The sequence below is a fragment of the Pseudanabaena yagii GIHE-NHR1 genome (assembly GCF_012863495.1).
In the GTDB taxonomy this organism is placed as follows: domain Bacteria; phylum Cyanobacteriota; class Cyanobacteriia; order Pseudanabaenales; family Pseudanabaenaceae; genus Pseudanabaena; species Pseudanabaena yagii.
The window spans coordinates 656456-669048 of sequence record NZ_JAAVJL010000002.1 but is presented as its reverse complement, the minus strand read 5'-3'; the positions used below and the strand labels follow the sequence as shown (position 1 = coordinate 669048).

The 12593-nt window shown below is 41.1% G+C and carries 17 protein-coding genes and 1 pseudogene; 1 reads left to right on the top strand and 17 read right to left on the bottom strand.

Features of this window, described 5'->3' with window-relative positions:
• The first annotated feature begins 4 nt into the window (after nucleotides 1–4).
• A pseudogene (locus HC246_RS19915) lies at nucleotides 5–833 on the top strand (IS630 family transposase).
• A 247-nt stretch (nucleotides 834–1080) separates the two neighbouring features.
• On the opposite strand, the gene HC246_RS19910 reads toward HC246_RS19915, so the two are convergent.
• The 17 genes from HC246_RS19910 to HC246_RS19835 all read right to left on the bottom strand — a co-directional run bounded on the left by HC246_RS19910 (nucleotide 1081) and on the right by HC246_RS19835 (nucleotide 12475).
• Complete coding sequence (locus HC246_RS19910) at nucleotides 1081–1626, bottom strand: hypothetical protein (RefSeq protein WP_169365167.1); 546 nt, start codon at nucleotides 1624–1626, stop codon at nucleotides 1081–1083.
• A gap of 25 nt (nucleotides 1627–1651) precedes the next feature.
• Nucleotides 1652–1954 carry a hypothetical protein gene (locus HC246_RS19905; RefSeq protein ID WP_169365166.1) on the bottom strand — a complete coding sequence of 101 codons (303 nt, stop codon included), beginning with the start codon at nucleotides 1952–1954 and terminating at the stop codon, nucleotides 1652–1654.
• A gap of 45 nt (nucleotides 1955–1999) precedes the next feature.
• Nucleotides 2000–2281: a 4a-hydroxytetrahydrobiopterin dehydratase gene (locus tag HC246_RS19900; protein ID WP_169365165.1), complete on the bottom strand. Its 282-nt coding sequence runs from the start codon at nucleotides 2279–2281 to the stop codon at nucleotides 2000–2002.
• A gap of 121 nt (nucleotides 2282–2402) precedes the next feature.
• Nucleotides 2403–2585 carry a CsbD family protein gene (locus HC246_RS19895; protein ID WP_169365164.1) on the bottom strand — a complete coding sequence of 61 codons (183 nt, stop codon included), beginning with the start codon at nucleotides 2583–2585 and terminating at the stop codon, nucleotides 2403–2405.
• Between the two features lie 171 nt (nucleotides 2586–2756).
• Complete coding sequence (locus HC246_RS19890; RefSeq protein WP_169365163.1) at nucleotides 2757–3761, bottom strand: NADP-dependent oxidoreductase; 1005 nt, start codon at nucleotides 3759–3761, stop codon at nucleotides 2757–2759.
• A gap of 136 nt (nucleotides 3762–3897) precedes the next feature.
• Nucleotides 3898–4815, bottom strand: a complete 918-nt coding sequence (locus tag HC246_RS19885) for a diguanylate cyclase domain-containing protein (protein ID WP_169365162.1) — start codon at nucleotides 4813–4815, stop codon at nucleotides 3898–3900.
• 32 nt (nucleotides 4816–4847) lie between these two features.
• The gene (locus HC246_RS19880; RefSeq protein ID WP_169365161.1) at nucleotides 4848–5513 is read right to left on the bottom strand and encodes a glutathione S-transferase; all 666 of its coding nucleotides are present in this window, start codon (nucleotides 5511–5513) and stop codon (nucleotides 4848–4850) included.
• A 149-nt stretch (nucleotides 5514–5662) separates the two neighbouring features.
• Entirely contained in the window at nucleotides 5663–6055 is a 393-nt protein-coding gene (locus tag HC246_RS25610) for an alpha/beta fold hydrolase (protein ID WP_211167855.1), read from the bottom strand.
• Nucleotides 6056–6796 (bottom strand): alpha/beta fold hydrolase, encoded by a 741-nt coding sequence (locus tag HC246_RS19875; RefSeq protein WP_211167854.1) that lies wholly within the window; start codon nucleotides 6794–6796, stop codon nucleotides 6056–6058.
• 72 nt (nucleotides 6797–6868) lie between these two features.
• A complete protein-coding gene (locus tag HC246_RS19870) occupies nucleotides 6869–7405 on the bottom strand; it encodes a Dps family protein (protein ID WP_169365160.1) in 537 nt (178 codons plus the stop codon).
• Between the two features lie 66 nt (nucleotides 7406–7471).
• On the bottom strand, nucleotides 7472–7672 hold the full coding sequence (gene rd / locus HC246_RS19865) for a rubredoxin (protein WP_169365159.1): 201 nt from the start codon (nucleotides 7670–7672) through the stop codon (nucleotides 7472–7474).
• 351 nt (nucleotides 7673–8023) lie between these two features.
• Entirely contained in the window at nucleotides 8024–8527 is a 504-nt protein-coding gene (locus HC246_RS19860; protein ID WP_169365158.1) for a YtxH domain-containing protein, read from the bottom strand.
• 134 nt (nucleotides 8528–8661) lie between these two features.
• A complete protein-coding gene (locus HC246_RS19855) occupies nucleotides 8662–8868 on the bottom strand; it encodes a chlorophyll a/b-binding protein (protein WP_211167853.1) in 207 nt (68 codons plus the stop codon).
• A gap of 477 nt (nucleotides 8869–9345) precedes the next feature.
• Nucleotides 9346–10752, bottom strand: a complete 1407-nt coding sequence (locus HC246_RS19850; protein ID WP_169365157.1) for a PRC-barrel domain-containing protein — start codon at nucleotides 10750–10752, stop codon at nucleotides 9346–9348.
• Between the two features lie 35 nt (nucleotides 10753–10787).
• Nucleotides 10788–10925, bottom strand: coding sequence for a hypothetical protein (locus HC246_RS19845; RefSeq protein ID WP_169365156.1), 138 nt, complete (start codon nucleotides 10923–10925; stop codon nucleotides 10788–10790).
• A 335-nt stretch (nucleotides 10926–11260) separates the two neighbouring features.
• Nucleotides 11261–11719, bottom strand: coding sequence for a BON domain-containing protein (locus HC246_RS19840; protein ID WP_169365155.1), 459 nt, complete (start codon nucleotides 11717–11719; stop codon nucleotides 11261–11263).
• 141 nt (nucleotides 11720–11860) lie between these two features.
• Nucleotides 11861–12475 (bottom strand): general stress protein, encoded by a 615-nt coding sequence (locus HC246_RS19835; protein ID WP_169365154.1) that lies wholly within the window; start codon nucleotides 12473–12475, stop codon nucleotides 11861–11863.
• Nucleotides 12476–12593 lie beyond the last annotated feature (118 nt).

Sequence of the window (12593 nt, the reverse complement as noted above, 5' to 3'; positions counted from 1 at the left end):
AAAAATGGCATACAGCATGGACTTAAGAGAAAGAGTTGTGAAATATGTCAGAGGAGGAGGAAGCAAAGCAGAAGCAGCAAGGAGATACGAAGTCAGTGAAGCAACAGTATATACATGGCTAAAACGAGAAGACTTAAAACCAACAGTAGTTATTCGTCGAAGACGCAAAATAGACTGGCAAGCCCTAAAAATCCATGTGCAGCAATACCCAGAAGCAACCCTCAAAGACCGAGCCAAACACTTCGGAGTAAATCCCAGTGCCATTTGGTATGCCTTAAAAGAGTTACAAATTACGCGAAAAAAAACAGCAAAAGTATATAGAAAGAAACCACCAAGAAAGACAGTTTTATCTAAGACGATTGCGTAAAACCATTTTAGAGAAAGGTTCGGAAAACATCGTGTACATTGACGAATCTGGATTTGATAATCGGGTCAGCAGTACTCACGGTTGGGCGGCAAGAGGGCAAAAACTCTATGGTGAAATTACTGGTAAACGAGAAACAAGGCAAAATCTGATTGCTGCTCGTCGTGGTAATCAAATGTTAGCCCCCATGATTATCCAAGGTAGTATCGATGCCCAATGTTTTGAAAAGTGGTTATCTGCATGGCTACTCCCATCTTTGGAGGAGAATTCCACTCTGATCATGGATAATGCACCCTTTCATCGTAAAACAGTGATTCAAGAGTTAGTTTCTGCTGTTGGGCATACAGTCTTATTTCTGCCGAAATATTCTCCTGATTTTAATAAGATTGAGCATGATTTTGCGGCTCTCAAAAAGAGAAGGGCTTATGCTGACAAGGATACATCTTTGGACTCTTTGGTTGCACAATAGGCTAGTCGCTCCCTCTAGTTCTTATTTGAATTTACTATAGATTGATTGAAATAATGAATAAATCTTTATCAGGATCGTCCACAACCCCACAGCTAGCCAAATCATTTCGTGTAAGTAGCTAGGCATAAGTAAACTTAAAACCCCAAATGCCGTGCCACCTAATAATCAGGCGGCACAGCATTTGAGGTTTGGGTTATAACGATGCTGAGCTACTGAATATCCGTGTATAACTTCGAAACCTAACATGTTAGAACTTATCAAAAGTTATCCAATCTTGAATGTTTTTAGTCTTTAGAACCAATGAAGCGCGATCAATTTCAATATCAGTTCCCTCGATCGCTACTAAATAATTTCCTTGCGCTAAAAGATTGCTGTAGTGTTTGGCTTGTTCCTCGGAAATGCCAGCACCGATCGCACCTCCTAGCAATCCACCCGATAAAGTCCCATAGAATGCTCCCGTTGCCATGCCCACTAATAAAACTGCACCACCACCTGCGGGAAATGCTAGGGTAGCGAGTCCTGCAACGACACCACCGACAACGCTTCCTAAAACTCCAGCATCTAAAGCACCATGTCCGATTTGAGTACTGGTGCGATCGCGGGCAAACTGTTTTTCAGACTGCACAGGTGGTTCAATTAAACCTCCTATGCTTGTGTCTTCAGAATTAAGACGCTCGACAACTACCGAAACTTTATTCATGGGAAATTCAGTCTCTCGGAGTTGTGCGATCGCTGATTCAATACTTGGGCGATCGGGAAATATACCGATCGCATTTTTATGTTTTAACACCATGCTAAATTCCCTTAATTTAAATAGGTTAAATAGGTTTAATATCCCATCCAGTTAGTTCCTCAACCGAAAAAATTTGACCTACGGCAATTGCTTGCATTCCTCGCTCTCTCATCTGCTCTATCTGCATATTTCCGTGATCATTTACCTCTGTAATCCTAAAAATCACTTTTTTAGCATTTTCGACTACTACCCCTTCAAAGGAGATGTTGGTAGTTAATTTCCCAATAGGATCGGGATGATCTGGAGATTGAGGAAATTCGGCTCCTTTATGGATCTTGCCAATAATTTTTCCGTCTAATTCAAATTTGTCTTGGTTATTGTTTTGCATTTTTAAATTTAAGTAGTTTACAAATGGACAGAGATATCGCCTAATCTAAATAGCGTTAATCTTTTCAGCTAGCTCAATATCTAGATTGCTGATCCCATCTACATCATGGGTAGCGAGATTAATTACTACACGATTGTAGACATTGAAAAATTCAGGATGATGCTCCATTTTGTCAGCAGCAAAAGCAACCTTAGTCATAAAAGTAAAAGCATCAACAAAACTATCAAATTTGAAAGCTCGATTTAACTTGCCACCAACTACTTTCCATTCAGGTAGTTTAGCGATCGCAGTTGTAATCTCTTTATCTGTCAATTTTGCTTTAGGCATAGAAAATAATTAGAGTGTAATGGATTTAAACTTAGTAAGTATAGTAATTCCAACTTCTTTAAGAAGCTGGAATTACCATACTTATCTAGCGATCGCCTCAAGGCGATCGCTAGGTCATCAATTAGTCAACAGCTTTTTTGACTTCATCTTTGACATCTTCAGCAGCATTACGCACATTAGCCTCAGCCTGTTTTGCCTTGCCCTGAACCTTATCTTTGGTGTTGCCAGTCATATCGCCGACCGCCTCTTGGACTTTGCCTTCAACATTTTTAGCTGCTGCTTTAGCTCTATTTTCTAAACTCATGATGCACTCCTTAATTTGAGAATATTTACCAGAACCGAATTAACAGCTCTGGCGTATAGAGTTACTGTGACAGGCGATCGCTTGATTTCTTGAATGAATTGATTGAATAAGATACAAACCTTTACCTAAAGATATTGGCTTGACAGTGTGAAGTGCTGCTAAGCCTGATTCCTAATCTAACTTCACTACCATCTTGCCAATATTTTTGCCTGAAAAGAGTCCGATGAATGCGCTTACTGCCTGCTCAATACCTACCACTACAGTTTCTTTATTCTTCAGTTTGCCAGTACGGAAATAGCTCCCCACTTCCTGCTCAAATTTGTCCTGAAGATCGAGGAAGTCACTAACAATCAGCCCTTTCATCGTCAATCGCTTAGTAATCATGTTAAAAAGATTAGAAGGACCTGCCTGTGGACTTTCTTCGTTGTAGCCAGAGATGCCACCACAAGCAATGATTCTGCCATGAATGCGTAATGCAGATAGGGCTGCTTCTAGGGTTTCGCCACCGACATTATCGAAATAGACATCAATGCCATCGGGAACCGCTTGGTCTAATTGTTCGAGGATAGGTGCAGTTTTGTAATTGAAGGCGCTGTCAAAGCCGCATTCTTCCTGTAGAAAGCTGACTTTCTCTGTAGAACCTGCTGCCCCAATCACCTGACATCCACGCAATTTTGCAAGTTGCCCAGCAATACTGCCGACTGCACCTGCTGCACCCGAGATAAATATTACGTCACCTGCTTTGACTTCTACTAAATTCAAACCTACCCAAGCAGTCATGCCTGTCATGCCCAGTGCGCCCAGATAAGTTGAAAGTGGTTGAATGTCACGACTGACTAGGTGTAGTGCTTGTGGCACAGTGATAAAGTATTCTCGCCAGCCGAAGCTAGAAATCACCACATCTCCCTGCTTAAATTCCTGTGTGCGAGACTCGATTACTTCACCGACAGCACCGCCATTCAGAGGTTGTCCTAACTCAAAAGGCGGAACATAGGATTTGCGATCGCTCATGCGTCCGCGCATATAGGGATCGACTGACATATAAAGATTGCGAACCAGCACTTGTCCATCTTGCAGTGGCTCTAATTTGGTTGTGGCGATCGCAAAATTATCGGCAGTTGGCATCCCGTTAGGACGAGAAACTAGGCGAATTTCGTGGCTCATGATATCTGTCATAATTTCTTCCTGATTATTTGTGGTGAAACTTTTTGGCGAAATCTGTTTAGTTGTAATTCGAGATGGACGGCGCAAAGCGCCGCCCATCTCGAATTACAACCGCAACCTGCAGGACTACAAGGGGGGGCTATAGTATCTATTCACTAGCAGGAATATCCAACATAGATTCACTAAACAGCATAACGCTCTTGTCTGTTTCTTTTGATCTATACATAGCTCTATCAACCTGTTTAAAAAGGATGTCAGCCGTTTCTCCATCCCTAGGACATATGGCAATCCCAATAGTGGCACTGATAGAAACAATAGTTCCATCGAAATTACAGTCTTCAGAAATTCGAGCAGCAATCTTTTTCGCAAGGTTAATTACTTCTTCTTCTAGTTTGATATCCAACAGAACGCAAATAAACTCATCCCCGCCCCATCGGCTAACGATATCTTCACCGCGCACAAAATCTTGTAAACGTTGCGCCACAGTGATTAACACCTTATCGCCAATGTCATGACCATAGGAGTCATTAATGTTCTTAAATTTATCTAGATCGATGAACAGGAGCGCAAGTTTCCAGCCATGTCGTCTTGACTGAGTTAAACCATGATCGAGATGCTGCTCGATTAATAATCGGTTTGGAAGCCCCGTTAGTGAATCATGAAGTGCGATATGTAGTGCATCTTTCTCTTTTACTTGGGATTTCGACAAATCGGTACGCACCTCAAGTAGATCCTTCTTCGTTTGCTTTAGTTCAGATTCAATATTGATTCTATCAATCACTTGCTCAGTGAGGTCGGCATTAACCTGATGCAGATCTTCCGCGGCTTTTGTCACCTTTTTCTCTGCTTCTTCGTTCTGAGCAATTACCTCTTCGATGGTTGGAAATGGAGGAATGACTTTATCATCATTTGTGAGGACTGCATTTACTGAACTAAGTTGATCTGCCGCCTCCTCTACATTTTCTTTGATTTCTTCGCTTTGATCGCGTACATTTTCAAGAGGAATTGTTTTGTTACTTACTAAGTTATCTGATGTACTTGAACCATCTTTAGTTTCATTTTCCATAATATTTCCTAAGAAACTCATCAAAGTCTTGTTTAAAGATCGTAAGCTCCTCCTCGTTCCAGTGCTTGTTGATATGCAGAACGGCTATGAATGCGATTCAAGAAGGCGATAAGTTTTGGACGACTAGCATTCAGTCCAGCCCTTGCAACGGCTGCCTCTAGAGGAAAGCTAATTTGGATATCGGCTGCGGTAAATTCGTTACCAGCAAACCATGCGCTTTTGCAAATCTCTGACTCCATATAATCTAGGTGCTGGGTAATCTGAGGCTCAATAAACGAGATTTTAACGCGATTAGTAATTAACCGAGCGATCGGGCGCACGAAAAAGGGCATTGAATTTTTCTCAATTTGGTCAAAGATCAGCTTTAGTAATAGCGGGGGCATCGCAGAACCTTCGGCGTAATGCAACCAGTAGGTATAGCGCAAATATTCTGGTGTGCCTATAGCAGGTCTCAAGCGTCCGTTACCATAGCGATCGACTAGATACTCGATAATGGCTCCAGATTCAGCTAAGGTCAGATCTCCATCAGTGATCACAGGTGATTTACCGAGGGGATGTACCTCGTGTAGAGATGCGGGAGCCAACATAGTTTTGGGGTCACGCTCGTAGCGCTTGATTTCGTAGGTCAGTCCAAGTTCCTCTAGCAGCCAGAGCACACGTTGGGAGCGAGAGTTATTTAAGTGGTGAACGGTGATCATTAAATTACATTCCTACTATGTTCCTTGTTACTACAGCGCTTTACGCTGACTTAAAACCCAGAAATATTTTTGAAAGCGTTGCTAAGCAACGCTTTCAAAAATATTTCTGTACTCCTCAAAGCCTCAATAGGCACTTTCACTATCTCTGATTAGCTAATAGATGAGTACATTTGATGAGAACAACGACGAGCAAAATTGGCTACCGCCTCAACAAATTCTTGGTGTTGCTCCATCATACTCATATGTCCAGAAGGTGCTAGAACTACTAATTCCGAACTTTCTATCTCCTTGTGCATATAGTGACTCGCTTCGACAACTGTAGCCCCATCCTTATTCGCGGAAATTATCAAGGTTGGGATCTGAATCTCTTCTAGAACTTCAGTTGCATCGTAATGCATCATCCCTAACATTTGTCGCCCTAAGACTGAAGGTGAAACTCGTGCAGAGCGATTAGTCACATAGTCCAACTGTCCCATGGTTGGACGACCTGCAAAAGAAGAAAATCTTCCCGAAATATGTGCAGTTCCATTAAAATAGCTCAACTATGTTTGTACCCATACAATGGGTGATAAAGCAATCATTAAGTAAAGGATTGGTTCTAATAAAGGTTTTTGTAAGACTCGCAAGACATTTGTAAATGGAGCAGTATGCACAGGATTAGTAAAAGTGGTATTAACTAAGCCAATACCCGCCACTCGCGTTCCTAAATGTTGGGGAAAGAGACGACAGAAGGTTAGTAAAATCATGCCACCCATACTATGTCCAAAGATCAGCGCTGGTTTATCTCCTGCTAAATGTAGAACAGCTTCGAGATCAGTCGCTAAGTTCTTCATACTATAGTCATTATCAGGAACTTGTCCCGATTTCCCTGTCCCTGGCACATCCCAGAGGATTAATCGAAATTCATTTTCTAAAGCTTGTTTAATGTAGTACCAATGCGTACTATTACAACTCCATCCGTGGGTAAAAATAATTGGCGGAGCATCGCGATCGCCAAAGAATTCAACGTGAATCTGTGTCCCATCGGGGCGGCGAATTTGTTCAACCTCTCTGGAGCGCGAAGATGTTGGTTCATTCTCGGCTGGACTAGCTAGCAGAGCTAGGATTACAAAGCGTCCTAAGAGGCTAAAAACTAGCATGATGATGCCTGATACAAGTAGCGCGACTACTGTAATCCAACCCAGAAACCATCCAATTACAAAATACAAGCCAAAACCAAGCAATGCTGTAGAAAGTAATCCTAACAGCAAGATAATTAGTGGAGCTAAGGGAAAAATAGACATATATTTAATTATTGGTTTGCTCTGGGCTTTCCCAAGTAGCGAGTGGCGGCGCAAAGCGCCGCTACTCGCTACTTAAACTCCGACAGTTTTTTTATTAGGTTCTGGCTTAGCACCATTGGATGCGATCGCTTCGCCTTCCACAAAAGAACGCAGCATCCATGCGATCTGTTCATGCTGCTCCATCAAACCTGTGAGAAAGTCAGCAGTTCCGTCATCTTTAAACTTGCTGCTACATTTCTCAATATGTTCGCGCAGATTCCGTACAACTTGTTCATGATCCGCTAGCAAGTGCGATACCATACCTGTTGCTGTGGGGATTTTACCAGCATCTTCTTTGAGAGAACAGATTTTTAGAAATCCTTCCATCGTTCCTACAGGATATCCGCCAAGGGTTCTAATCCGTTCGGCGATCAAATCGACATTAATCGTGAGGGCTTCATAGTGTGCCTGCCATAGCTTATGCAGGGTCATGAATTGAGGTCCTACTACATCCCAATGATATTTCTTAGTTTTGACAAGTAGCAAGTAGCTATCTGCCAAATCGTTGTTGAGAAGATCGATCACGCCTTGGCGTTGGGTATCGGTTAGTCCAATATTAATTGTCTGCATAATAATTTCCTTGAATTGTAGTAATAGTTATTTTGCAAACTTCCACGTGAAGTTAGTTAATAGACATTAGACGACTGGTTCCATTAATGGGACGTTCGTTGCTGCTGCATCTTCTGGCTCAAAGTCAGACTTAGGAGTTCCACATTTGGGGCAAACCCAATCATCTGGTAAAGCCCCAAAGGGAGTACCAGGTTCAATACCTGAATCTGGATCGCCGATTGCAGGATCGTAGACATATCCACAGGTTTTACAGATGTATTTTTGCATTTTTAATTCCTAAATAAGAATGGATTGATATGATTTTGAGCTAATGATGAAAACATGTGATGCACTTCGTCAGTAACGATCCAATCGGAATGCCTTAGATACTTTCCCATTTTTAACTAAAGTTCCATCGTAATCTGTCGCTAATATTAAATAGTGCATCGGTTTTGAGTAATTCCTGATGCTAAGTGGAAATACCCAAGATCTTTACCCCTAGCCCATCTCCGAGAAGGGAAGATACGAACAAAAAAATTAGCCTTACTTTCTTTCTGCCTTAATAAAGATGCTAGGATTTCATATAACATCAGTTATTTAGACAGAAAAGCGATGCTTTGTACCGCTTTTCTGTTTTAGTTAGGATTTAATCTTACTTTTGATGGATTCAGTGGCATCTGATGCTTTCTCAGTGAGTGAGTTAATCACATCTCCAGTCTTATCTTTGATGTGACTAGCAGCATCTCCAGCTTTATCTAAAGCAGCATCTAGACCTTTTTTAGAATCTTCTTTAGCCGATTTCACTTTGTCTCCAAACTTACCTAGAGACTTTTCTACTTCCTTTACAATTGGAGGTGTATCTTCGTTGGGACTCCGCTTCATTTTGTCAAAATCAGCAGTTCCCTGAATTTCATTTAACCCCTGATTGGACTGTTCTCCAGACGTATATTCTAAATTAGTATCATAAGTACTACTATTTGTTGCATCTTCTGCCTTTTTCTGAATGTTAGGCATGGTCAGGTTGTCTGTTATTTGATTTGGGGCATCCTTAGACGCGATCGCAGGTACAACATTCACAAATGTCACTAATCCCCACATAGCAACTACAACTAGTAGGCGACTTAAAAATTGAGTAAGTTTCATAGAGTTTCTCCTAATCTGATTAAGCATTGTCAATTATTTCTAAAACTGCTATTACAAGTAAATGTTTGATTTCTTGAATGATTTCCTTAATTAAGAAATCAAACATTTACTTGTAACAGCATAGAGAATTTAATCTATGAAACTGGAACTACGCCTGAAGACAAGATACCCCAAAAATGGAGAACACCCTGATGAGTAAAGAGTTCGATCGCGATCGCGGATATAAAGCCAATCATAGCTAGGCGACCATTCCAGAGTTCCGCCTGTGGTGTAAATCCTGAAATCCAAGCATTACGATTCATTGCTCTTGCTGCTTCAGCCTGTGGTGTATTAGTTTGCATAGTTCTTGCTCCAAAATTCAAATATTTATTTAGTCTTTTGACTTCCCATACAATTACATACACATGATGGAAATAGTGTTGTAGAACGGCTTAAAACGTATAATTTGCATAAGTATTTCTCAAATGTTGACCTAAAGAGATAAATATATCTGAATCGATTCGCTTATCTCTTATGGCAGGTTTCAAATGATAAGTAGTCAAGCATAAGTAAACTTAAAACCCATATTTCTATACCGCCCGCTACGCGGGCGGTATAGAAATACGGGTTTTGTTTATAACTATGCCGAGCTACTTAGTTTACTCATTTAACAAAAAATCAATCCTCAGTAGTTAATCATAAGTAAACTTAAAACCCAAATTATCGTAGTGCCTGCTCAGCAGACATTACGATAATTTGGGTTTAGTTAATAACTACACTGATCTGCTTAGTTATAGTGGTTTTCATGTTGTCTAAGAGACATGAAAATCGCTATAATTTTAATTTAGAGCCGCTTTACCAGATTCAGGAGCGCGTAAATCATCTAAAGAGAGAGTCGGTGTTTCTGTATAAACAGAATCAAGTAAAACTTCTAATACATCAGCTTCACGGGAAATAGCGATCGCCTGATGTGTAATTAGTTCTCCGACATTAAGAATCACCTCATCCTTGCGATCGAGAATAACGCGAGTGACAGGACGACCCAAAGCACCCTTAATTCTCTTGTCTTCAATAGCTTGATTACCATGCTCTTGTAGGTTACTTGCAGTTTCTTTCACCTGCTCCCACAGTCCCTTAGCACCGTCTTTAACCTGTTGTCCCACATTAGAGCCAGTAACTCTCAAAGCATCACCTGTAGTTAATCCAACTGCTTCCAATAGAGCCTGTTCCTGATGATGAGTTTTAGCTCTTTCAATTACTCGTGAAGTTACAATTTGTCCTTCCACTGCCACAACTGAGCCTTCGGACGTGAAAATCATTTTGTTAACTCGCCGACCTTGAGCCTGTTCAATGCCAATATTTGCACCGATACCTGCGACGGTTCCAGATAATCTTTCGCCTAATCTATCTTGAACACTTCCACCTGTCGCATGATAGAGATTATCAGTCATTTTACAGTTCCGAGCTGCAAGGATATGTGATTGAGTAACAACCTGCCCTTCGTGAATTAAAGGTATACCGTCATTGGTTTCTATAGTTTCTTGGGCAACTTTCCCTAGTACAAAAGCTTCTTGCTCTTCAGGATTGACAACAGCATTAGCAAAGCTAGTACCTACAAATGTCGTTGCTTCTTGGAACTTTTCTCCTGTAAACTGAGCCGCTTCTTGAGCTTTCTCCCCTGTAAATTGTGCCATTTCCTGCACTTTACCACTGGCGGTATTCATCGCACCTCGAATTCCGCCTACCTGCTCTTGCATGAGGTCAGCAGTTTCTGAAGGAACAAAGGCGATATCTTCACCAATTTTAAGGGTGTCAGGGGCAGGTACAAAAGAGCGTCCCGAATAAGCATCTGCAAAAATGCCTCCAGACACCTCATAGCCTTCGATCGCACCAGTAGTATCATCAAAATAAAGGTCTACCATTGTCCCCAAATCAAGACCATCAACGGTCATAATTCGCGTACCTTTTAAGATATTATCTCTCTCTAAAATACTTTGGATTTCAGGAAATTCGCTAGCAGAATCTATAGTATCTCTAGAAGCGACAATTACAGCATCAGCACCGATCGCTCGAACTTTGCTCAAAGGAAGTACCAAGGCATTGCTAAACCATCCGCCTTCATCTACAAGAAACCCTAATAGCTGGTTCTTTTCTTGATCGAAGATTAAATCGACAATTGTCTTAAACTCTTCGCCAGAGTCGTAAGCAACTATAGGCTTGCCAATCATTACCTTACCATTACGCATCTCAGATGTTCTCCTAAATTTGGTGAAAGTCAACCTTAATTGACAGGTTTATTGATTTTTACAGGTTGGCTAGTAGCATTACTCTTTACGTCAGTCTCTTTACCAAAGTTAGGAATGAAGTCAATTACTCCGAAGTATTCTAATGCTACAATTCCTACTGCAGCTATGAGCATAGCTAAGCCCGTATACAGAACAGAATTATTCTTCTTCCCTACAAGTCTAGGCATATATTTCCTCGCAGTTTCTATTTATCTAGAGAAATAGAAATTTCCTAGATTTCTACCTTGGCAGCATCGTGTTTGATTTTGTGAATGATTTAACTTAATTGATTCATTAAGAAACAAACTGTTACAGAAACGTGGCAGGTTTTATTTTGCCGTAAGCAAAATAAAACCTCAGAAATATTACTGAGATTGATTTTCCATTTTCGACAGATAAATTTTGCGAAGCAAGCTTTTGCAAAATTTATCTAGGGTTTGAGAAAGCGCAAAGCGCTGTATTGCTATGGCTAGTTAGATTTAGTAGCAACTACTGCTTTGATTGTGACGCTTTTTACGCCCTTGATTTCCATTGCCAATTTTTGAATCTTAGTCAGTTGCTCTAAATTGGAAACTGTTCCAGATACAGTGACCACGGCATCTTTAGATGAAACTGTGAGATTTCCACTAGGAATATTGGCTTCCAATTTGCTGCGTACTTCACTGGCAAGATCGTTATCATTGCGACTTGGCGGATTGCCCATCACATTATTGCGCTGTTCTTTAGCACGAATATCCGCATCTAACTGCTTAGCACGGGTATCACTCTGGGCATCAGTTTTAGCGGGTTCCGTACTTTGAGCGATCGGAGTCTGAGCTTTTTGATCGGTCGAAGTAGGCGCATCGCTAGTAGTTCGTGCTTCGGTACAAGCACCGACAGCAACTACTACAAATCCGATCAAAAAGGAGGAAACTACTTTTCTATTCATTTTATTTTATTGACTTATTATTGGTTTGTTAACACAGTGCACAGCACTGAAGCAAAATCTAGATGTTTATGGAAATTACTGTCTAGCAATACTTTCGATAAACATCCATTGATGAATTCAATCACTGATGATCATCGATCGTTATCGATTGGGATTACCATCTATAACCGAACGGCTATTATGGGTTTCGCGGTTATCGTCATAGATACCCCAATCATTGATTCCGCGATGACTCAGGATCTTCTGCGCCCTTTGGACATCATCATTGGAACCTTCCACCATCACTAGATAGTCACCATGCTCAATGCGATCGCTATACTTCTTAGCCCGATCTTCAGGAATTCCCATACCTACTAATGCACCTACAATTCCGCCTGTTGCTGCGCCAATGGCTCCACCAGCTAATGTAGTTGCCAAAGTGGTTGCCGCTGCACCTGCAAGCATGATCGGTCCTACTCCTGGAATTGCGACCATACCCAAGCCTACAAGCAAGCCTGTAAGCCCACCCACAGCACCACCAGTAGCCGCACCAGTAGCCGCACCTTGATCAGCTTTATTATGTTTTTCTGCTAAATCAGAGAGGCTGTTGCTTCCGTCGGCTCCAGCAATATTTGTTTTACGGTCGATATCCTGTCCAACCACAGAAACCTTATCCATGGGAAAGTTACTATCTCTGAGTTCACGCAAAGCCGTCTCAGCCTCACTATGATTTGAGAATGTGCCGATCGCCCTTTTGTTTTGTTGTGCTACTGTCATGTTTTTTCACTTGTTAATACAATTCAGAATTACATTTTTTAAAACTTTCAAACAATTTTAGAAATTAGAATCTTAGAGATTTCCTCTCTAGAATTACCTTAAATGAATTTAGTTTTAT